We start from the raw sequence: 22431 nt of genomic DNA, 5'->3' as shown, positions 1-22431 counted from the left end.
CGTCTTGACATCGCAGATGTACGATCCATCACAGTCGGTCGGTGCAGAAGGGTCTGCGACGGCCGTAATGTGAAACTTCGCCTGAGCCGATCCTGCACCCTGACGCTATAGTGCGTTCAGAACCCGGTCGGCTTTCACCGCTGCTGATGTGCGGTTGTCGATGCCCATCTTCTGAAATACCTGTTCAAGGTGCTTGTTCACCGTGCGCGCGCTCAGACCGAGAATGATGCTGATGTCGCGATTGGTTTTTCCAAGGGTCAACCAATACAGCACTTCAGCTTCCCGCGGTGTGAGATGGAATGCGCTTGCGAGGACACTGTCTTTGCTGTCTGTCATGCTGCGCATCGGCTTGATCAGGATTTCTGCAGCCGCCGTCATTCCAACAAACTGAAACGTCAGTTCACGCGTCTCGAAGGGTTGAACCGATGAGACAGGCCGGTTCGCGCAGTTTGCAACCCATGCGGTCCAGGATGAGTCAAACACAGCATCTGACTCGCGAAGGACAGCCAGCGCGTTCTGGGATCCCCATAAAACCTTGCCATTTCTGTCGCACGCCAGCACGGATCGACCGGATGTATCCAGCGCATCGCGGGCACTTTGAAGCAGTCGAGAATTGACGATATGCGTGCTGAGCCGGGCAAGGAGTTCTTCGACAATCACCGGTTTCGTGATGTAGTCGACACCGCCTGAAGCAAGACCTTCCAGAAGGTGCTCTTTTTCAGTCAGTCCTGTCATAAAGACAATCGGTGTTGTTACCGGCTCGCTCCCGAATTTGAGCTCACGGCAGGTTTCAAACCCTGACATGCCAGGCATGACCGCGTCCATGAGGATCACATCCGGTTCGACCTTGCGCGTCAGTTCTATTGCGGATGGCCCGTTGGTGGCGACAAGCACTGTGATGCCGCTGTCCTCAAGCGCACTCGAAACCATTCCCAGTGTGTCGGGCGTATCATCCACCACCAAAGCGATGCATTTCGGGCCAAAATCATTCAACGCCATTTTTTGTTGCCTCCAAGGCTTCGACGATTCCTCCCATGTCAAAACGGTCCAGTCGCTTCTCGAGCAGGTCGAGAAGGCTGGGCGCCCCCCTTTTTGCAGAGCGCAGTTCCTCGAGGAGCGTGCGCACGCCAGCCGCATGGCCGAGCTCCGCGCTTTCGCACAGCGCGTCGAGATCGTGGTCCGTCAAATCATCAACGACCGCTTGTTCGGCCTCGTCTTCCGAACTCAGAATGAGAGTCACCTTCAACAACTCTGCGATCTGCATCAGGAGTTCGTCGAGGTTGAACGGTTTCGCGAGAAACGCATCGTGCAGCGCCACCCGTGAACCTGGAACACCCTCCTCGTCAGCATGGCCTGAAATGACAATGATCGGTACGTTCGGCCAGTCTCCGGAACGCAACTCCTGTGCAAACGACCAGCCATCCCGCTCGGGCATGTCAATGTCCAACACCATCAGATCGGGCATGGCTTCGCTCAGCAACTCCTCGGCCAGATCTACCGAGCAAGCGACCAGAACGACGAAACCCAGATTCGAAAGAAATCGTTCGGTGAGTGTCAGGTGATTGACGTCGTCATCGACGACGAGGATCGTCTTGCGTGCCCCCCTGTAACCAACAAATGTCGGTTGATGGGCTGATTTGTTCAAATCCTGAGCGTCAAATATGCTCGTCGAAATCGCCGGGAGCATCATCTTCACAGAGAAGGTGCTGCCCAAGCCGGGTGTGCTCTTGAGGTCGATTTCGCCTCCCATGATCTCGACCAACAATTTCGTAATCGTCAAACCAAGACCGGAGCCTTGCCGGTCAGACCGGCCAGCACGCTCGAAAGGACGCCAGATGCGCGTGAGGTTTTCTGGTGCGATACCGATGCCGGTATCCTTTACGGTGATGACGGCAACTTCGTTGCGGTAACTCAGGTCAAGTTCGACACGCCCTTCATCCGTATAGCGCAATGCGTTCGACAGCAGGTTGATGATAACTTGGCGCAAACGCTTTTCATCTGTGCCGACCAGCGCCGGGATGCGCCCGTGGGTCGACCACTTGAAAGTGATGCCTTTGTCCTTGGCCTCGGCTTCGAAAATCGAAGCGGTCTGGCGGAGCAGTGCGTGCAGATTGACCTTGTCGCGCGCGATCTCGAGCCTGCCGGCCTCAATCCGAGAGATATCGAGCAAACCGTTGATCAGTCCCGCGAGATGCTCAGAAGACCGTCGGATACTTGTGATCGAGACCCGCCAAGGGGCCAGGTCGGGATCTTTTTCAAGCAACTGAGCAAAACCGTATATCGCATTCAAAGGCGTGCGCAGCTCATGGCTGAGCCCTGACATATACCGTGTCTTGGCAAGGTTGGCCGCTTCGGCTTTTTCCTTTGCCTCCTGCAAGGCAAGGTCCGTGCGTTCGTGTGCTCTGATTTCCTTGAGGAGCAACTGAGTCTGGCGCTCTGTTTCCTCCAACGCATTTTTCTGGCTTTCACCGACCAGCACAAACATCCAGACGGCAATGCCGATGACGATCAGGACGGTACAGAAAATGATCGTGAGAACGGCGTCCAATGTGTCTTCGTTTGCGAAGGCGCGGATCACCAACAGCAAGGCACCAAAGCAAAGCGACAAGAACGCCGTTGTCAGAATGTAGCGTGACAGTCGCGAGACCATGGCATGTGCAATCGGCGCGGGAAGCGCCGCAAGGAACGCTTCGCGCAGCGATGCATCGAGCCTTCCATGAGGCTTGCAAAGGTCGTGACACGCCGTATCGAGGCTGCAACACAGGGAACAGATACGCCCGAAATGGAATGGGCAATCGCTCATGTCCTCGGCGTCGAACCGGTACTCGCAAACAGTACAGGTGTGCATGGACGCCGCCGCAGTCGGCTCTGGATCGACGCGTGCCAGGTAGTACCTGCCATTGGTCGCCCAAGCCAATATCGGTGCCAGGATGAAAGCAGTGAGCAGCGCGACAAACGACGAAAAGGCCTGTGCTATCGTCCCGAGCACTCCAGCAAAGGCAAGAAGCGACACGAGACAGGCGATAAGCATCGCGCCAATCCCGACCGGATTTACGTCGTACAGATGAGACCGCCGGAATTCTATTCCCTTAGGACTGAGACCCAATGGCTTGTTCACCACAAGATCAGCCACAAGCGCGCCGATCCACGCGACGGCAACGTGCGAATACAGGCTCAGGACGTGCTCCAGACCGGTGAAGACGCCCAATTCCATCAGCATCACGGCGATGGCAACATTGAACACCAGCCAGACCACGCGACCCGGGTGGCTCTTGGTCAGCCGGGAAAAGAAATTCGACCACGCAATCGAGCCGGCATAAGCGTTGGTGACATTGATTTTGAGTTGGGACAACACGACGAAAGCGGCCGTCAACGCCAAGACCAGAAATGGCGAAGAAAGCATCTGTTCGAATGCTGTATAGTAGAGACGTGTTGGGTCCGTTGCTTCTTCCGGTGGAACGTTTTCCCGAATGGCGAGCGTGACCAGATAAGACCCGGCCAGCATCTTGAGCATCCCGAGAACCGACCAGCCCGGTCCTGCGCAGATCAAGGCGAGCCACCATTTGCGCCTTTCTGCCGTAGAACGCGGTTCTGGCAGAAACCTCAGAAAGTCGATTTGCTCGCCAATCTGAGCAACCAGTGAAAACACTACGCCGGACGCTGCACCCAGCATCAAGAGTTCCGCGCCGTCGGGAACCTCGGTGCTGCCTTTGAACCCGGTCCACGTATCAATGTCATATCCGACAAACCCGAGTATCAGGAACGGAAGGACATGCAGGAGGACCCAAAGAGGTTGGGTCCACGCCTGGAACGCTGAAATCTTGGAGAAGCCGTGAATGACCAGAGGTATGACGACCAGAGAACTCGCGACATAGCCGATGAAGAGCGGCACCCCCAGGGTGAATTCCAAAGCGAGAGCCAGGATAGCGGCTTCCAGAGCAAAGAAGATGAAGGTGAACGACGCGTAGATCAGGGATGTGATCGTCGAGCCAAGATACCCGAAACCCGCGCCTCGGGTCATGAGATCAATATCGAGCCCATATTTTGCTGCGTAATACGAAATCGGCAGGCCGGTCAGAAACAGGATCGCACCGACCAGCATGATTGCGATGATCGCCGTGTCAAAGCCGTAGGTGATCGTGATGGTCGCGCCGATCGCTTCGAGGGCCAGAAACGAGATCGACCCGATCGCGGTATTCGCGACACGGCTGTAGCTCCACCGTCGCGCCCGGCGTGCGGTGAACCGCAGGGCAAAGTCTTCCATCGTCTCGTTGGCGACCCAACGATTGTATGTCCGCTTCTCGCGGGTGGCAGTCAGTCGTGCAACCATACTGTTGTCCGCAGAAAAGGCTGTCCGCGCCGACATGACTGAGTCGAAAGCGGAGTCGCCCGTGTCCAGTGATCCGCAGAAACCCTAAGTGCACAAAACGCGCACCGGTATACGTCATTTGACGTATTCTGCGCCGCAGCATTTGTCGCGATCCTTTCTTCAGCGGGTGATGGTGAATCGCCCATTTTCTGAGCAAGTTAAAAGGAGGCGATATGTCTGACCAAAATTCTGAAAGTGAAAACAATCACCTAAGCCGTCGAGCGGTTCTTGCCGGTGGCACGGCTCTGACCGCATCCCTGTTCCTGCCAAAGAACCTGCGGGCAGCCGATTTCCCCACCGCCGAGGTGAACACGACAGGGCTGGCGGTGACGGATGACACCGTGACCATCGGCATCCTGCACTCGGTCACGGGCACGATGGCAATCTCTGAAACCGGGTCGGTTCAGGCCGAGAAACTGGCCATCGAGCAGATCAACGCCCAGGGCGGTATCCTTGGCCGCAAGATCGAATACATCCAGGAAGACGGCGCGTCGGACTGGCCTACATTTGCGGAAAAGGCCCGCAAGCTTCTGGTCAACGACAAGGTGGCCTCGGTCATGGGCTGCTGGACCTCGGCCAGCCGCAAGGCGGTTCTGCCGGTATTCGAACAGCACAACGGCTTCCTCTACTACCCCACCTTCTACGAAGGCCTCGAGGAAAGCCCGAACGTGATCTACACCGGGCAGGAAGCCACGCAGCAGATCATCGCGGGCCTTGACTGGGTGAACCAGACCAAGGGTGCAAAGAGCTTCTACCTCTTGGGGTCGGACTACATCTGGCCGCGCACCTCGAACAAGATCGCGCGCAAGCATATCGAGAACTTCATGGAGGGCTGCGAGGTCGTCGGTGAAGAGTACTATCCGCTTGGTCACACGCAGTTCAACTCGGTCATCAACAAGATCCGCTTGCGCAAGCCGGATGTCATCTATGCGATCGTCGTGGGTGGCTCGAACGTGGCCTTCTACAAGCAGCTGATCGCGGCGGGTATCGACCCGGCGGCGGAAAAGCCCATCGTTCTGACCATCTCGGTGACAGAGGACGAAATCCGCGGGATCGGCGGCGAAAACATCGCCGGATCCTACGCCTGCATGAAGTATTTCCAGTCGCTGGAAAACGAGAACAACCTCGCCTTCGTCAAGGCGTTCAAGGAAATGTGGGGCGACGACATCGTGATCGGCGACGTGACGCAGGCGGCCTATCTTGGCCCGTGGCTGTGGAAGGCTGCGGTCGAAAAAGCCGGCAGCTTCGATGTCGATAAGGTGCGCGAGGCAAGCCCTGGCATCGAACTGACAACAGCCCCCGAAGGCTATGTCAAAGTGCATGAGAACCATCACCTGTGGTCCAAGACCCGCGTAGGACGGGCGCTGGCCGACGGACAGTACGAGGTGGTGTTCGAGACCGCCGAACTGGTTGAGCCAGATCCTTTCCCGGAAGGTTACCAGTAAGTCTCGAAATCAAGCGCGGCCCGGCGGCAGTCCCGGGTCGCGTGACCCTTTCCCCCTTTCAGCGTCGGAGGTCCCATGTTCGCCGATTATTCCATGTCCGAGTTGGGCGCCATTTTCGCCATGCAGGGCTTTGCCGGCCTGATCCTGTTTTCCGTCTTCGTCCTTATGGCGCTGGGTCTGGCGATCATCTTTGGCCAGATGGGCGTCATCAACATGGCGCATGGCGAATTCATGATCCTTGGCGCCTACGTGACTTACCTCACGTCCAATTTGTTCGGAGACTACATGCCAGCGCTGTTCGGCACGTATTTCTTCGTGGCGATGTTTCTGGCCTTTCTGGCGTCAGGGGCGCTAGGGCTCTTCGTCGAATGGGCACTGATCCGACATCTCTACAAACGCCCGCTTGATACGCTTCTGGCGACCTGGGGTCTGAGCCTGATCCTCCAGCAAATCTATCGCAGCGTCTTTGGTGCCCGCGAGGTGGGTGTAACGATCCCTGATTGGATGATGGGGTCGCTGCCGCTGACCGATCTGATCGAAGTGCCGATCAATGGTATTTTCGTCATGGTCCTCGCGGTCAGCATTTCCATCGCCGTCTACGTGATGATGTTCCGCTCGACCTGGGGCAAACAGGTGCGCGCGATCAACCAGAACCGCGTCATGGCAGGCGCGGTTGGCATCAACACAGAATGGACCGACCGGCTGACCTTTGGCATCGGCTGCGGCGTGGCCGGAGTGGCGGGGTCCGCCTTTACGATGATCGGCTCCACCGGGCCGACGGCGGGGCAGCTTTATATCGTGGACACCTTCCTTGTCGTGGTCTTTGGCGGCGCGGGATCGCTTCTTGGCACCATCGCCAGCGCGTTTTCGATCAGCCAGGCACAGTCGATCATGGAGTTCTTCCTCTCCGGCTCGATGGCCAAGGTCCTGACCCTGCTTGTGGTGGTCGGCATCCTGATGATCCGCCCGCAAGGCCTCTTCTCCCTCAAGTTGCGCAAGTAAGGAGCACAGCAGATGCAATCCTCTGCCTTCATGTCCCGCAAAGAGATCATCGGGTTTGTCATCCTCGCCGCGCTGATCTTCGTCATCTTCCCGGCGGTGCTGGACAACTTCCGCCTCAACCTCTTCGGCAAGTACCTGACCTATGCGTTTGTGGCTGTCGGCCTTGCGCTCTGCTGGGGGGCAGGGGGCATCCTGAGCCTCGGCCAGGGAGTGTTCTTCGGACTGGGCGGCTACTGCATGGCGATGTTCCTCAAGCTCGAGGCATCGACGCCCGAGAACACCGCGATCCAGTCCACCCCGGGCATTCCTGATTTCATGGATTGGAACCAGCTGACCGAACTGCCCTGGTGGTGGGAGCCGTTCTATTCCCTTCCCATCGCGCTGATCGCTGTGGTCGCGGTGCCGGTCATGTTCGCCTTCATCATCGGTGTGGCCATGTTCACAAGGCGGGTGGGCGGCGTCTACTTTGCCATCATCACCCAGGCCTTTGCCGCGATCATGACGATCCTGATCATCGGACAGCAGGGTTATACCGGCGGCGTCAACGGGATCACCGACCTGCGCACGCTGCTGGGCTGGGACATCCGCACAGACGAGGCCAAGACGGTGCTCTACTTCGTCAACGGCGTGCTGCTTTTCGCGGTGCTGCTTGTCGCGCAATATGTCCGCAAGTCCAAGCTGGGCCGCCTTCTGATCGCCATGCGCGACCAGGAAGACCGCGTGCGTTTTTCGGGTTACAACGTCGCCAACTTCAAGATCTTCATCTTCTGCCTTGGCGCGGCCTTTGCCGGGATCGGCGGGGCGATGTTTACCCTGCAGGTTGGTTTCATGTCACCGACCCTGGTCGGGATCGTGCCCTCCATCGAGATGGTGATCTTCTGCGCCGTCGGCGGTCGCCTGTCGATCCTCGGCGCGGTCTACGGCGCGCTGCTCGTGAACTGGGCCAAGACCTCGCTTTCGGAAAGTTTCCCCGAACTGTGGCTGCTGGGCCTTGGCGGCCTCTTCATCGCGGTCGTCATGGTCTTCCCAAACGGTCTGGCCGGCGTCTGGTCCGAAAAGATCGAACCGCGCCTGCTCGAGATCATGGGCAAGAAGAAATCTGTAGCACCCGCGCCTGATGGCGCCCCGGCGGAGTGATCGGTATGGACGAGCGTTTCATTCTCAAGGTCGAAGACCTCACCGTGTCCTTCGACGGCTTCAAGGCGGTGGATCACCTCAGCTTCTACGTCGAACCCAACGAGTGCCGGGTCATCATCGGCCCGAACGGCGCTGGCAAGACCACCGTGCTTGACCTGATCTGCGGGCGGACCAAGGCCACCGAAGGATCGGTTGTGTTCAAGGGCAAAGAGCTTCTGGCGATGCGCGAAGACCAGATCGTGCATGCCGGGGTGGGTCGCAAGTTTCAGACGCCCTCTGTCTACGAAGACCTGACCGTGTTCGAGAACCTCGAACTCAGCTACCCCAAGGGGCATGGCGTGTTTGGTGCGCTGGCGTTCAAGCGCGACGAAACCGTCCGCGCCCGGATCAAGGAAATCGCGCAGACGATCTTCCTCGACGGGCAGCTTGACGAAAAAGCCGCCTTCCTCAGCCACGGGCAGAAGCAGTGGCTCGAGATCGGGATGCTGCTGATCCAGGACCCCGAACTTCTGATGCTCGACGAACCGGTTGCGGGCATGTCCGTGGCCGAGCGCAAGAAAATCGCCGAATTGCTCAACCGGATCATTCAGGACCGGTCGGTGATCGTGATCGAACATGACATGGGCTTTGTTGCCGACATCGCGACCCGCGTCACGGTCCTGCACCAAGGCAAAACCCTGTCCGAAGGCACGATGGACCGGGTGCAGAACGATCCGAAGGTCGTCGAAGTCTACCTCGGTCATTGAAGGAGCCCAGACATGCTGAACGTGAAATCCCTGACCGCAGCCTACGGCCAAAGTGAAGTTCTGCACGGGCTCGACCTGAACGTCGCGCCCGGAGAGATCGTCGCCATCATGGGCCGCAACGGCATGGGCAAGACGACGCTGATGAAAACGCTCATGGGCATCGTTCCCGAAAAATCCGGCGACGTCGCGGTGGGTGATCAGGCGCTGACGGGGCTGAAATCGCACGAGCGCGTTGCCCGTGGCATCGCCTATGTCCCGCAGGGCCGGATGATCTTTTCCGCGATGACGGTGCAGGAAAACGTGGAAACCGGGCTGACCGTGACCGGTCAGTCCAAGGTGCCGAATGACATATTCGAACTCTTCCCGGTGCTTCTGGAGATGAAGGACCGGCGCGGCGGCAACCTGTCGGGCGGTCAGCAGCAGCAATTGGCCATCGCCCGCGCGCTGGCCTCGAACCCAAAGGTTCTGCTGCTCGATGAACCGACCGAAGGCATCCAACCCTCGATCATCCGCGACATGGCCCGGACGCTGCGCAAAATCCGCGATGAAAAGGGCCTGAGCATCGTGGTTTCCGAACAGGTGCTCAGCTTTGCGCTCGACGTCGCCGACCGGGTGATGGTTATCGAGAACGGCAACTTTGTGCATGACAGCCCGCGCGCGGGCATCGACGAGGCCAAGGTCTCGAAATTCCTTTCCGTATGACCAGCAGACCAGGAGGTAGACATGGCTGAGACATTGATTTCCGTAGAGCTGAGCGAAAGCCCGCACACCAACGAGAACGTGCACAACCGCTGGCACCCGGACATTCCGATCAACGTGTGGGTGGAGCCGGGTGACGATTTTCGCATCGAGACCTATGACTGGACCGGTGGTCAGATCAAGAACAATGACGACGCCGCAGATGTGCGCGACGTGGAGCTTGAGCAGGTGCACTACCTGTCTGGCCCGATTGGCGTCAAAGGCGCGGAACCGGGCGACCTGCTGGTGGTCGAGATCCTCGACATCGGCGCGAAAGAGGACATGCTTTGGGGTTTCAACGGCTTCTTTTCCAAGCAGAATGGCGGCGGTTTCCTGACCGAGCATTTCCCCGAGGCGCAGAAGTCGATCTGGGACATCGATGGGATGTTCACCAAGTCGCGCCATGTGCCCGGGGTGAAATACGCGGGTCTGATCCATCCCGGCCTGATCGGCTGTCTGCCGGATCGCAAGATGCTGGACATGTGGAACGCGCGCGAAACCGCACTTTTCAACACCGATCCGCAGCGCGTCCCGCCGCTTGCCGCCCTGCCGAACACCCAAAGCGCGCATATGGGCGCGATGAAGGGCGAGGCGCGCGATGCCGCCGCCGCCGAGGCCGCCCGCACCGTTCCGCCGCGCGAACATGGCGGCAACTGCGATATCAAGGACCTGAGCCGTGGGTCGGTCTGTTATTTCCCGGTCTACGTAGAGGGCGCGGGCCTTTCGATGGGCGACCTGCACTTCAGCCAGGGCGATGGCGAGATCACCTTCTGCGGGGCCATCGAAATGGCGGGCTGGCTGCACCTCAAGGTGTCGCTGATCAAGGAGGGCATGTCGAAATACGGGATCCGCAACCCGATATTCAAACCGTCGCCGATCACGCCGAAATACGACGACTACCTGATCTTTGAAGGCATCTCGGTCGATGAAAAGGGCGAACAGCACTACCTCGACGTGCATATCGCCTATCGTCAGGCCTGCCTTAACGCGATCGAGTACCTCAAGAAGTTCGGCTATTCCGGCGCGCAGGCCTATGCGATCCTCGGCACGGCCCCGGTGCAGGGGCACATCTCGGGTGTGGTCGACATTCCGAACGCCTGTGCGACGCTCTGGCTGCCCAACGACATTTTCGAGTGGGACATGATGCCCAACGCCGACGGTCCGAAAAAGTACCTCGACGGAAGTGTCGACGTGCCGCTGGCCCCCGATCTGTGATGTCCCTGACCGGCGTGACCCTCGTGGCCGCGCCGGTTCCCTGTCCTGGAGACCCACTATGCCCGTCTATGAATACAAATGCTCCGAGTGCGGCATCTTTGAAAACATGGCCCCGATGCAGGCCTTTGCCGATCCCTGCGACTGCCCCGAGTGCGGCCAGTCGGCGCCGCGCGTCCTGTTTAGCGTTCCGCATATCTCGGGCCTGAGCAGCAACACCCGGCGCGCGCATGAGACCAACGAACGCTCTGCCGACAGTCCGAAACGGACCAGCACCCACGGCCCCGGTTGCGGGTGTTGCAGCGGTGGCGCGAAGAAGAACAGCAAGACGCTGTATCGTCCCGACGGATCGAAGAGCTTTCCGTCCAAGCGCCCCTGGATGATTTCGCATTGAACTGAGCGCGAATGTACTTTTGCCGGTGGTGGCTTAGCTGCAAGGCCTCATGAGCGGCCACCGGTTTCAAGACAGTCTCCATCAATGAACTTTCGGATGTGAAGGTCTGCGGCATGTCGGAATCGCCAATTGCTGCATTCCCGTCAAAGGTCCCAAGCGTCCAACGCATGCGGTTCTTCTTGCTCCAAAGCCTTTGCTGGGGGATGCTGCCATGGAGGAGAGGCCGTTGCTGCCATCGCTTGGCGTGCTGGCGAGCCAAGCGGCGAAATGCCATGCTTTGGGAGGACTGTCATGACATCCGAGACAACAGGCTCCAAATCAACGGACGATCTGTCTCCGCAGCGCGCAAGCGCGCCCAAGGTCAACAAGGTGACGGCGGATGATATCAAAGCCTCGTTGAACGCAGGGTTTTCCGACTTTCTGGCGCGCCCGTTCATGAGCGGCTTTTTTGGTCTTTTCTACGCAGTTTTCGGGATTGTGTTTGTTTGGTGTCTGGTCTGGCTCGGGAAGATCTGGATGGTCATACCGGCAGCGATCTGTTTTCCATTGATTGCGCCTTTCGCGGCCGCGGGGCTGTATGAGATGTCTCGTAGGCTTCAGAACGGAGAAGCGTTCGGCTGGTATGACATTCTCACCGTTATGGCCGATCAAAGAAAACGCGAGATGGGTTGGATGGCCTTTGTCACGCTGTTCCTTTTGTGGATCTGGTTCTACCAGTTTCGGACGCTGCTTGTGATCATCCTTCAGGATTCAGCCTTTTCGGATTTGGACGGGTTTTTCCAAACAGTATTCTTCACACCGGAGGGGTGGACATTCTTGGCCGTTGGCACCTGCGTGGGTGCATTTCTGTCCGCAGTATTGTTCTCTGTAACCGTGGTCGCCATGCCCATGCTGCTCGACCGGGACATGGATTTCATTTCGGCAATGCTCACATCCCTTCGCGTGGTTCAGGAGAATCCCGTTGTCATGCTCGGCTGGGCGGCGATCATCTCGGCCACAATGCTCTTGTCACTTGTTCCAGCGTTTATGGGTCTGATCTTTACATTGCCGATCCTTGGTCACACCACGTGGCACCTCTACAAGCGAGCCGTGTCCCCCGCAGAGGTGTGACCCGTCCTCCAGTCATCCGGTCATGCAGAGGGGGCGATTGCCTTGGGCACAGACCTGCCGTTTGCGGATTTCTCGCTGGACCGCGTCTGCACATACAGTTTTTCACGAGGCAAAGGCCGGGCGATAGAGGCCTACAAGACGGCCGTCTGCCTTGCTCGGGTACCCGAGAACTGATGCCTGATCTCCCAATGTCCCAGAGTCTCGCGGCAACCAGCCGCCGATAGCAGGTGTGCTTTGGGAGCCTTGTGTGCTGGTTCCATCCAATAGCTGCTGTTTTCACTACGACTTGAAATCTGGCCTTCTGTTAAGATCTCCGATGCAGGTATTGGAGGCTGTTTTGAATTCCTGCCAAGCTGGAACATCGACCTTTGCTTGGCCGATAGGATTGCCTACAAGGCTGTCTCATGGAGTTCCTCGAAGTCGGGTATAATCCATGGCTGGTGGCCATGTCCCTTGTTATCGCGCTGGTCGCGGGAGCAACCGGCTTGACGTTGACCAAGGACCTTTCAAAGAAATCCGTGACACAGCGCAAACTGGCTGTCGCCCTGGCCTCGGTCGCGCTGGGCGGGGGGATATGGTCGATGCATTTTCTGGCCATGCTTGGTCTGCAAATGCCAATCCTTTTCTACTACGATGCCGCGGTCACGTTGGTGTCTGCGCTGATCGCGATCCTTATGGTCGCCTTGGCATTGGTGCTGTTGCATTTCACCAGACGCAGTAACCGAATCATCGTTGCGGCCGGCGCCATTGTCGGCCTTGGCATTCTTGCGATGCACTACGTCGGGATGGCCGGGATGCAGTTATGCCAGCCGGTCTACACAACGCTCGGTGTGTTTGCCTCGTCGGTGCTGGCTGTCGTGCTGTGCGTCCTTGCTTTCAGTGTCGCTTACCAGACCCGCAGCACACGGAACATCGTGATCGGTACACTGTGTTTCGGCTGCGCCGTGGTTGCGGTGCATTTCCTTGCAATGGCGGGGACGAACTTCATCGCATTGCCCGAGACCGACGAACTTGGGCCGCTCATCAGCAACGAGACACTTGCCCTAGGCGTGATCCTGTCGAGCTTTGTGATTTTCGGCACCTTTCTCTGGGTCGGCTCCACCTATCTTATCCCACCGCAGTATGAACCCGTCCCAGCGGGTGTGGCGGCAATACCGGATGTCGGCCCTATAGACGACGTGCAGGCGGTCAAACCCCGGCCGTCACCGGACTTCGTGAGCATTCCGTGCGAACGTGACGGGAGCAAGGTTTTCATTTCCGCAGCGGACGTGGCCTTCGTCCGGGCGGACGGGCATTACAGCCAAGTCTACACGATGAAGGATCGCTACTTCTGTGTCTGGCCGATCACCAAGGCCGCAACCAAGTTGCTGCCTGCCGGATACATGCAGGTGCACCGCAGCTACCTTGTGAACCCGTCCATGGTCGCAACCTTCGAGCGCACCAAGGACAAGGGTCGGCTCACCTTCTCGGGTAGCAACCTGCCTCCGGTGCCCGTAAGCCGCTCCCGTCTCAAAGACGCACAGACAGCGTTCTGCTGAAGCCGCGCGCCGTTCGTGCGAGACACGGCGCATTTCGTGCAAAAAGTGCGAAAATTGAGCGTTTTCAGAAGTGATTGCACGAACCCTGTGCACCCTTCCGCGCAGCGAGAGAAATTGCTTAGGGAGGAGTGGCAATGATTCCAGCTGCCTTTGAGTACCATCGTCCAAAGGACATGGCAGGGGTACTGGCCGTATTGGTAGAGCATGGCGATGAAGCGCGTGTTCTTGCCGGTGGGCACAGTTTGATTCCGATGATGAAACTGCGCATGGCGGATGTCCCGCACCTGATCGACCTGCAAGATGTCGACGGGTTGTCGGGCATCACTGTCGATGGCGGGCGCATTCGTATCGGGGCAATGACCACGCAATCCGACATCATCGGCCATGCGGCGCTCGCGGAGGCCGCGCCGATCATGCGCGAGGCGTCTCTTCAGATCGCAGATCCGCAGGTACGGTATATGGGCACCGTTGGTGGGAACGTAGCGAATGGCGATCCGGGCAATGACATGCCGGGATTGATGCAGTGCCTCGACGCGACCTTCATCCTTGTTGGCCCGGACGGTGAACGCGAGGTTCAGGCCCGCGATTTCTACGAAGCCGCCTACATGACCGACCGCGAAGATGACGAGGTTCTGGTCGCCGTGGCCTTTGACGCGCCGTCGGGCGGCTACGCCTACGAAAAACAGAAGCGCAAGATCGGCGACTACGCGACCGCTGCGGCGGCTGTGCTGCTGGTGAAAGACGGGGACACCTGTAGCTCTGCGTCCATCGCGATGACCAACCTCAGCGATACACCGGTCTGGTCTGAAGCTGCCGGTGACGCTCTTGTTGGGACTTCGGTTGACGCAGCCGCCATCGACGCGGCCGTTGCGGCCATGTTGGGCGATATCGACCCGACCCAGGACAACCGCGGGCCGATCGAATTCAAACGCCATGCAGCCGCCATGATCCTGCGCCGCGCCATCGCGCGCGCCTGGGATCGGGCGTGAGGGAGGAACACATCATGGCAAAGAAGATGCATATCCAGATGACCGTCAACGGCGAGGAGCAGGAATTCCTGGCTGAGCCGCGTGAGCTTCTGATCCACACCCTGCGGGAGCGCCTGAACATCACAGGTCCGCATATCGGTTGCGAAACGTCCCATTGCGGGGCCTGCACCGTGACCATCAACGGCAAGTCAGTGAAGTCCTGCACCATGTTCGTGGCTCAGGCCAATGGCGCGGAAGTGACCACCATTGAGGGTCTCGGATCGCCCGACAGCCTGCATGTGCTGCAAGAGGCGTTCAAGGAACATCACGGTCTTCAGTGCGGGTTCTGCACGCCGGGCATGATCACCCGCGCGTCCAAGCTGCTTGAGGAGATCCCAAACCCGACCGAGGAAGAGGTCCGCTTTGGCATGGCAGGCAATATCTGCCGCTGCACAGGCTACCAGAACATCGTGAAATCCATCCTCGCCGCAGCGGCAGAGATGAGTGCAGCCAAGGAGGCAGCAGAATGAACAAGGAACTGTCTCGTCAGGAACGCGCGGATGCGCTGGGCGGCATGGGCTGCAAGCGCAAGCGCGTGGAAGATGCCCGGTTCACCCAGGGCAAAGGCAATTACGTCGACGACATCAAACTGCCGGGTATGTTGTTTGGTGACTTCGTCCGCTCGCCCTATGCGCATGCGCGGATCAAATCGATCAATACAGACGCCGCCATGGCGCTGGATGGAGTTGTGGCGGTTCTGACCGCTGCGGATCTGGCCCCGCTTGGACTGCACTGGATGCCGACACTGGCTGGCGACAAGCAGATGGTGCTCGCCGATGGGAAGGTGCTCTTCCAAGGTCAGGAAGTGGCCTATGTGGTCGCCAAGGATCGCTATATCGCGGCGGATGCTGTGGAATTGGTCGAGGTCGAGTACGAAGAACTCGAAGTGATCATCGATCCGTTCGCGTCGCTGAAGTCCGACGTTGTGCTGCGCGAAGACCTCGTGGCCGAAGATGGGTCTCTTCCGGACGGTGCACATGGCCCGCGCAAGCATCACAACCACATCTTCACATGGGAAGTCGGGGACAAGGAAACCACCGAGCAGGTGATCGGCGAGGCCGAGGTCGTGGCCGAGGATATGTTCTACTATCACCGGACGCATCCCTGCCCGCTGGAAACCTGCGGCTGTGTCGCCTCGATGGACAAGGTTAACGGTAAGCTGACGCTCTACGGGACGTTCCAGGCGCCGCACGCGATCCGTACCGTGGTCAGCCTGATTTCCGGCATCGAAGAGCACAACATCCGCGTCATCAGCCCCGACATCGGCGGCGGCTTCGGCAACAAGGTTGGTGCTTATCCGGGGTATGTCTGTTCGGTCGTGGCCTCCATCGTCACCGGTGTCCCGGTGAAGTGGGTCGAAGACCGCATGGAAAATCTGATGACCACTGCGTTCGCGCGTGACTATTGGATGAAGGGCAAGATCGCCGCGACCAAGGAAGGCAAGATCACGGGTCTCTGGTGTCACACAACAGCAGACCACGGTGGCTTTGACGCCTGCGCTGATCCGACGAAGTTCCCTGCGGGCTTCATGAACATCTGCACCGGCTCGTACGACATCCCGGTCGCCTATCTGGCGGTTGACGGGGTTTACACCAACAAGGCCCCCGGCGGTGTCTCCTATCGGTGCTCATTCCGTGTGACCGAGGCGGTGTACTTCATCGAACGTATGATCGAAGTTCTGGCCATCGAGCTGAATATGGATCCGGCCGAACTGCGCCGCATCAACTTCATCAAGAAAGAGCAGTTCCCGTACCAGTCTGCGCTGGGTTGGGAATACGACTCCGGTGATTACCACACGGCGTGGGACAAGGCGCTGGAGGCCGTCGACTACAAAGGGCTGCGTGCCGAGCAGGCACAGCGGGTCGAGGACTTCAAAGCAGGCAAGACGCGGTCTCTGATGGGCATCGGCTTGACGTTCTTCACCGAGATCGTCGGGGCCGGTCCGGTCAAGAACTGCGATATCCTTGGGCTTGGCATGTTCGACAGCTGCGAAATCCGTATCCATCCCACGGGTTCTGCCATCGCGCGGCTTGGCACGATCAGCCAGGGTCAGGGTCACGCCACGACCTTTGCGCAGATCCTCGCGACCGAGATTGGCCTGCCGGCAGACTCGATCACCATCGAGGAAGGCGACACCGACACAGCACCTTATGGCCTGGGCACCTACGGTTCCCGTTCCACTCCGGTGGCCGGTGCGGCGACAGCGATGGCGGGTCGGAAAATCCGTGCCAAGGCGCAGATGATCGCGGCGTACCTTCTCGAAGTGCATGACGACGATGTCGAATTCGACGTGGATCGTTTTGTGGTCAAAGGTGCGCCCGAGAAGTTCAAGACCATGAAAGAGATCGCCTTTGCAGCCTACAATCAGGCGATCCCGGGGATCGAACCGGGTCTGGAAGCGGTCAGCTACTATGACCCGCCGAACATGACCTACCCATTCGGGGCCTATGTCTGCGTGATGGACATCGACGTTGATACAGGTGTCACGGACATCCGCCGCTTCTACGCGCTGGATGACTGCGGCACACGCATCAACCCGATGATCATTGAGGGACAGATCCACGGTGGTCTGACAGAAGCGCTGGCCGTCGCTCTCGGGCAGGAGATTGCCTATGACGACATGGGTAACGTCAAGACCGGAACCCTGATGGACTTCTTCCTGCCGACCGCATGGGAAGTGCCCAACTACGAAACCGATCATACCGTGACCCCCAGCCCGCACCATCCGATCGGTGCCAAGGGTGTTGGCGAAAGCCCGCATGTCGGTGGTGTGCCCTGTTTCTCGAACGCCGTGAACGATGCGTTCAAGGCATTCGGCCTGCGTCACACGCACATGCCACATGACCATTGGCGCATCTGGCAGACGGCGAACAAGCTGGGCCTGCACGGCTGATAACCAAGAACCGCCGCGCCTCTTTGCTGGGGCGCGGCGACCTTGCAGCTACTTTCGGAGAACATAATGACCTGGAACGATCTGCAGACTGCCCTGGCGGCAGAGGGCTACGTTGCCAATGAGGACATGGCCGTGGCGCTGCACCTCGCATTGTCGCTGCAACGCCCGCTCTTGCTTGAAGGCGCGGCTGGGGTCGGGAAAACCGAAGTGGCCCGTGTGCTGGCCGCAGCGCGCAACACCTCTCTCATTCGTTTGCAATGTTATGAAGGCCTGGATGCCGCACAGGCGATCTACGAATGGAATTACCAACGGCAACTGCTGGCGATCCGCGCCGCATCGGATGCGGGCGAGACCGGACGCGCGGTCGAGGAGCGTATCTTCTCTCGTGAGTACCTTCTGGAACGCCCGCTGTTGAAAGCAATCACGCAGGATGAGCCTCCTGTGCTCCTGATCGACGAGATTGACCGCGCCGATGAAGAGTTCGAAGCGTTTCTTCTGGAAATGCTGGCCGATTACCAGATCACGGTGCCGGAACTGGGTACGATCACGGCGACCTCGATCCCGATCGTTATCCTGACCTCGAACGGCACGCGCGATCTGTCGGACGCGCTGCGCCGTCGCTGCCTGTTCACTTATGTCGATTACCCCGACCGCGACACCGAATTGGAGATCCTGAATACTCGCTGCAAAGGCATCGAAGCCCGATTGGCGCATCAGGTCATTGGCTTTGTTCAGGCCTTGCGGAAGGAAGAGCTGGAGAAGGTTCCGGGCATTGCCGAGACACTCGATTTCGCCGCGGCTCTGATGGGGCTTGGGATCAACGATCTGACCCGCGACCCTGCGGCGTTGCAGGCGACGCTGACGACGCTTCTGAAAACGCAGGCCGACCGTGGGCAGATCACCACAGAGGTCTCGCAACGCCTTGCCGGGAAGGCCGCGTGAGCAGGATCACCAAATTCGCTGGCCGGGATCCCGGTCCGACAGCCCGCATGTCGGGCTTTCTCGCACATCTGCGCGAGAATGGGTTGCGTCTTGGTGCCGAGGAAACGCGCACCGCGCTGGATGCGCTGACCCATGTGAATGCAGCCGACCCCAACCGCGCCCGCGCTGCGCTCAAGGCCGTTTGCACCGGGTCCAAGGATGAGGCGCTTCGGTTCGACGACCTGTTCAATTCCTATTGGATGGATATGGGTAGGGTCCGCCAGAAAGTGGTGCCGAAAAAGCCTGTCCGATCGAACAACGGGTCCGTCCACTCTTCGCGCGACGCCGCAGGCCAGGACTCGGAGGGTGGGGCTGGGCAATCGACCGCGCCGGATGGTGCCGATGGTGAGGCCGAGAGCGATGGCGAAGGTAAGCTGATTGCAGTTGAGATGACGAACCTTGCCAAGCGTGACCTCCGTGATCTGGTGCGCCCCGAAGAGGTCGCCGAAGCCGAAGCCGTTGCGCGCCGCCTTGGCGCTGCTTTGCGCTACAGACGGTCGCGCCGCCGGATCGCGGCACGCAAGGGTGTCGGCTTGCACTTCCGAAAGACCATTCGGCGGAGCCTCTCGACTGGCGGCGAACCGATCCGGCTGATCCGTCGTACGCGCCCGGACCGCGAGGTAAAGATCGTGGCGCTGTGCGATGTTTCCGGCTCCATGAGCGTCTATGCGCAGGTCTTCGTGGCGTTCCTTGCAGGTCTTCTGCGTGGTGATACGAATTCCGATGGGTATCTTTTCCACACGCGCCTTGTTCGCATAACGGACGCGCTGCGCGACAAGGATGCGATGCGGGCAATCGGGCGACTGTCGCTCATGGCCGATGGCTTTGGTGGCGGGTCCAAGATTGGCGAATGCCTGATGCGCTTTGCCGACACCTACGCAAAGCGTTTTGTCGATGGTCGTTCGGTTGTGATCATCTTGTCCGACGGCTACGACACATCGCCCCCCGAGTTGATCGACGCGGCCCTTACAAAGCTCCGCAAGCGGGGCTGTCGGATCATCTGGCTCAACCCGTTGAAGGGCTGGAAGGACTATGCCCCTGTCGCGGCTGGAATGGCCGCAGCCCTGCCGCATCTCGACCTTTTCTCTTCCGCCAACACGCTCGGCGATATCGCCGCGCTGGAACAGGAGTTGGTACGCCTATGACCCCCGCCGAGATCATGTCGTCCGACCTTGCGGGCTTGGCTCAGGATTTGCGAGCCCGCGAAGAGCCGTTCGCTTTTGCCACGATCATCCGCACAGCCGGAACCACGGCGGCCAAGCCGGGGTCCAAGGCGTTGATCCGCGCAGACGGATCCATTGCTCAGGGCTTTCTCGGTGGTGGATGCACGCGCGGTGCGGTGAAGCGTGCGGCGCTTCAGGCGATCGCAACCGGCGCGCCGCAGCTGATTTCCGTCGCGCCCGAAGAGCTGCTGTCTGAAAAGGGTGTGACAGCGGGCGCTGAGGCGGATGGTGTCACCTATGCGCGCAATGGCTGCCCGTCGCGCGGCACCGTTGATATCTTCATCGAACCCTGTCTGCCGATGCCGGAACTGACGGTTCTCGGAGCGTCGCCCGTTGCCGACATGTTGGTGAAGCTGGCTCCGCAGTTTCATTGGGCCGTGGTTCGTGAGCAGCGCAACGTGCCTGCGGGCGGGCGCTTGCGTGCAACCGTGATTGCCACGCAAGGGCAGGGCGATCTTGATGCCCTGAAAGCCGCTTTGGGGTCTTCTGCTGCGCATGTGGCGTTTGTCGGCAGCACCAAGAAGTTCGCCGCCCTGTCAGCCAAGCTGGAGCAGGCCGGACTTGCCCCCGAGGACATCGCGAAAGTGTCGGCCCCCGCCGGTCTCAATATCGGCGCCGTGACGCCGGAGGAAATCGCTCTTTCGATCATGGCCGAGCTGACCCAGCTGCGACGCCAAACTCTACCGCGAGGTGAGGATGCCTGAGGTCGAAACACTTGATGTGGCATGTCACGAGATCGGGTCGTTCAAACACCGCGTCACAGCGGAATCAGAGTTGGTGACACCAATTCCTTGCCTTTCACCTTTGCAAGGCGCGTCAGACGAAAACCGATCGAAAGTGCCGCTCAAACGGCTCTTCAGACGTTTTGCCCTGACGCGCGATCAGGCTGACCGCCTTGCGCAAATCAAATTTCCCTGTTGCTAAAAGAGGATAACATCCATGGAACTCTCTGATGAAATCCGCATCGCGGCCCCGAAAGACGTGGTCTATGCGGCGCTCAACGATCCGGAGGTGCTCAAACAGTGCATTCCCGGCTGCGAAGAGTTGATCAAGCATTCCGATACCGAGCTTGAGGCCAAGGTCGTGCTCAAGGTTGGGCCCGTTAAGGCAAAGTTCAGCGGCAATGTCGAACTCGACACCGCAGGCGCGCCGGATCAATTTTCGCTGGTCGGGCAGGGCAATGGTGGCCCAGCTGGACATGCCAAAGGCGGCGCAGATGTGACGCTCATCGCGGATGGGAACGAGACCATCCTGCGCTACGAGGCCAAGGCCGAGATTGGCGGCAAACTGGCGCAGTTGGGCAGCCGATTGATCCAGAGCACGGCGAAAAAGCTCGCCGCAAAGTTCTTTTCGTCCTTTGCTGAGGTCATGGAGGCCGAGACCGTCGCATAAGGCAGACATCTAAACTGAGAATGTCACCGGCAGTGCTTCCGAGTTGGATCACTGGTTCCCGTGTCTCCAAGGCACGGGAACATCATTTCAGGTGTCCGCATTGGCGAATGCATGGTTGGGCGGTTCAACTGCGTACCTTGGTTCCAGACCGAGGCAGAACCTGAGGTCTGGCAATGATCCCACAATACCGCATGGCAATCCAGGCAACAGCTGGATCACTCCGGATCAACGCAATTCACAAACGGATACACCTTGGACCGATGAACGGATGGGGCGTCTTCACCCGCCTTGTACATTGCCCATGTTGAAACGTATTCATTGCGATCCCTTGGAAGATATATGTGCCGAAAGACTTCCGAGGTTGACCCGTCGGCAGCTTCGATCTGTTCTCGATTGAGACAGGACCGACCTGTGCAGAAAAACCTTGTCGTGACAGGTCCAGCAGTTGTTCTTCGATCAAGTTCCAGGCTTTCGCCATTCTTTCGGACCACACCGCAATCGAATTTGTTGAGATCAACTGCCATGTCTTCCGCCGCGACTGCGGTCGCAAGCAACGCTCCGGTAAGACTATGAAAGACAACTACGCGTAAATTCAGATGCGCCATTTTGGATTTCCTCTCTGCGTTCGGCGAACGAGTGGATAAAATGTGCGGAATGATGAATGTGATGCTTTGAGGCAGATCAATGTCTTAGGCGCGGATAGGGAATAGCGATCTCTGGCGTCGCGAATGTCGCGGCACTTGCTTTACTCCAAGTCCGGTAATGCCAATGTGACATTGCCATTGATCAGTTCATTAATGAAGCGACAGCCATTGTCCGGACTGGAGAAATGAGACCAAGCCAAGACGCCAAACATGTCGGGTGAAAAGCCAAGCACAAAATCATTCAGTTTCTGCTCTGGTACCGGCCGTTTCACTTCTCGAAAAGAAAGCACCGTCTCACGATCGGAATGGGGAAGGCTTTCTATCTGAAGTGCGTAGGCGATGTACTCACTGTCTGCCGAACACTTCAGCGCGTTTGCGTTTCGCTGTTCTGTAAAGGCGTGCGCGAGCTCGTGAACGAGCAGACTGTCAAAGAAGACGTCAGCTTCGAGTGTGGAGAAGGCACTGTCCAGAGGCATCATACCGCTCACCAGTGACGGTGCTACCAAGGCGACATGGTTGGTTCCCGGGAAGTATACACCTGCGCAGTGATCGGAAACCCCTACAATCTTGTCTCTAGGG

General features: G+C 58.8%; 20 protein-coding genes. 16 read left to right on the top strand and 4 right to left on the bottom strand.

The features are described 5' to 3' along the window. Positions 1-105: 105 nt before the first annotated feature. Both MGEO_RS10440 and MGEO_RS10435 read right to left on the bottom strand, forming a co-directional pair. Positions 106-999, bottom strand: coding sequence for a DNA-binding response regulator (locus tag MGEO_RS10440; protein WP_085636890.1), 894 nt, complete (start codon positions 997-999; stop codon positions 106-108). Beyond that, positions 986-4330 carry a hybrid sensor histidine kinase/response regulator gene (locus MGEO_RS10435; protein ID WP_085636887.1) on the bottom strand — a complete coding sequence of 1115 codons (3345 nt, stop codon included), beginning with the start codon at positions 4328-4330 and terminating at the stop codon, positions 986-988. The genes MGEO_RS10440 and MGEO_RS10435 overlap by 14 nt, the downstream gene beginning before the upstream one ends. A 212-nt stretch (positions 4331-4542) precedes the next feature. On the opposite strand from MGEO_RS10435, the gene urtA reads away from it, so the two are divergent. From urtA to MGEO_RS10350, 16 genes are all read left to right on the top strand, one after another. Next, positions 4543-5814 carry an urea ABC transporter substrate-binding protein gene (urtA, locus tag MGEO_RS10430; RefSeq protein ID WP_085636884.1) on the top strand — a complete coding sequence of 424 codons (1272 nt, stop codon included), beginning with the start codon at positions 4543-4545 and terminating at the stop codon, positions 5812-5814. Between the two features lie 75 nt (positions 5815-5889). Beyond that, positions 5890-6816: an urea ABC transporter permease subunit UrtB gene (gene urtB, locus MGEO_RS10425; RefSeq protein WP_085636881.1), complete on the top strand. Its 927-nt coding sequence runs from the start codon at positions 5890-5892 to the stop codon at positions 6814-6816. Between the two features lie 12 nt (positions 6817-6828). Next, positions 6829-7953 (top strand): urea ABC transporter permease subunit UrtC, encoded by a 1125-nt coding sequence (gene urtC, locus MGEO_RS10420; protein WP_085636878.1) that lies wholly within the window; start codon positions 6829-6831, stop codon positions 7951-7953. 5 nt (positions 7954-7958) lie between these two features. Further along, complete coding sequence (gene urtD / locus MGEO_RS10415) at positions 7959-8699, top strand: urea ABC transporter ATP-binding protein UrtD (RefSeq protein WP_085636874.1); 741 nt, start codon at positions 7959-7961, stop codon at positions 8697-8699. A gap of 12 nt (positions 8700-8711) precedes the next feature. After that, positions 8712-9401, top strand: a complete 690-nt coding sequence (gene urtE, locus MGEO_RS10410) for an urea ABC transporter ATP-binding subunit UrtE (RefSeq protein ID WP_085636871.1) — start codon at positions 8712-8714, stop codon at positions 9399-9401. A gap of 21 nt (positions 9402-9422) precedes the next feature. Beyond that, positions 9423-10652: a formamidase gene (gene fmdA, locus MGEO_RS10405; RefSeq protein WP_085636868.1), complete on the top strand. Its 1230-nt coding sequence runs from the start codon at positions 9423-9425 to the stop codon at positions 10650-10652. 58 nt (positions 10653-10710) lie between these two features. Further along, the gene (locus MGEO_RS10400; protein ID WP_085636865.1) at positions 10711-11043 is read left to right on the top strand and encodes an FmdB family zinc ribbon protein; all 333 of its coding nucleotides are present in this window, start codon (positions 10711-10713) and stop codon (positions 11041-11043) included. A gap of 291 nt (positions 11044-11334) precedes the next feature. Beyond that, positions 11335-12153: a DUF2189 domain-containing protein gene (locus MGEO_RS10395; RefSeq protein ID WP_085636862.1), complete on the top strand. Its 819-nt coding sequence runs from the start codon at positions 11335-11337 to the stop codon at positions 12151-12153. A gap of 404 nt (positions 12154-12557) precedes the next feature. Then, complete coding sequence (locus tag MGEO_RS10390; RefSeq protein ID WP_085636859.1) at positions 12558-13691, top strand: MHYT domain-containing protein; 1134 nt, start codon at positions 12558-12560, stop codon at positions 13689-13691. 134 nt (positions 13692-13825) lie between these two features. Continuing rightward, a complete protein-coding gene (locus MGEO_RS10385; RefSeq protein WP_085636856.1) occupies positions 13826-14680 on the top strand; it encodes an FAD binding domain-containing protein in 855 nt (284 codons plus the stop codon). A 14-nt stretch (positions 14681-14694) separates the two neighbouring features. Continuing rightward, positions 14695-15189, top strand: a complete 495-nt coding sequence (locus tag MGEO_RS10380; protein ID WP_085636853.1) for a (2Fe-2S)-binding protein — start codon at positions 14695-14697, stop codon at positions 15187-15189. Continuing rightward, positions 15186-17612, top strand: coding sequence for an aerobic carbon-monoxide dehydrogenase large subunit (locus MGEO_RS10375; protein ID WP_085636850.1), 2427 nt, complete (start codon positions 15186-15188; stop codon positions 17610-17612). The genes MGEO_RS10380 and MGEO_RS10375 overlap by 4 nt, the downstream gene beginning before the upstream one ends. Before the next feature lie 66 nt (positions 17613-17678). Beyond that, positions 17679-18554, top strand: a complete 876-nt coding sequence (locus tag MGEO_RS10370; RefSeq protein ID WP_085636847.1) for an AAA family ATPase — start codon at positions 17679-17681, stop codon at positions 18552-18554. Next, the gene (locus MGEO_RS10365) at positions 18551-19738 is read left to right on the top strand and encodes a vWA domain-containing protein (protein ID WP_085636844.1); all 1188 of its coding nucleotides are present in this window, start codon (positions 18551-18553) and stop codon (positions 19736-19738) included. The genes MGEO_RS10370 and MGEO_RS10365 overlap by 4 nt, the downstream gene beginning before the upstream one ends. Next, positions 19735-20520 carry an XdhC family protein gene (locus tag MGEO_RS10360; protein ID WP_085636841.1) on the top strand — a complete coding sequence of 262 codons (786 nt, stop codon included), beginning with the start codon at positions 19735-19737 and terminating at the stop codon, positions 20518-20520. The genes MGEO_RS10365 and MGEO_RS10360 overlap by 4 nt, the downstream gene beginning before the upstream one ends. 235 nt (positions 20521-20755) lie before the next feature. Next, positions 20756-21208, top strand: a complete 453-nt coding sequence (locus tag MGEO_RS10350; RefSeq protein WP_085636836.1) for a CoxG family protein — start codon at positions 20756-20758, stop codon at positions 21206-21208. A 215-nt stretch (positions 21209-21423) separates the two neighbouring features. Here the strand turns inward: MGEO_RS10350 and MGEO_RS10345 are convergent, their stop codons facing one another. Both MGEO_RS10345 and MGEO_RS10340 read right to left on the bottom strand, forming a co-directional pair. Next, positions 21424-21813 carry a hypothetical protein gene (locus MGEO_RS10345; RefSeq protein ID WP_085636833.1) on the bottom strand — a complete coding sequence of 130 codons (390 nt, stop codon included), beginning with the start codon at positions 21811-21813 and terminating at the stop codon, positions 21424-21426. A gap of 140 nt (positions 21814-21953) precedes the next feature. Further along, the coding region (locus MGEO_RS10340; RefSeq protein ID WP_085636830.1) for a DUF6639 family protein at positions 21954-22431 on the bottom strand (478 nt) is incomplete at its 5' end.

The sequence above is a fragment of the Marivita geojedonensis genome (genome assembly GCF_002115805.1).
GTDB classification, from domain to species: Bacteria; Pseudomonadota; Alphaproteobacteria; order Rhodobacterales; family Rhodobacteraceae; genus Marivita; species Marivita geojedonensis.
This window is presented reverse-complemented; position numbering and strand designations above follow the sequence as displayed.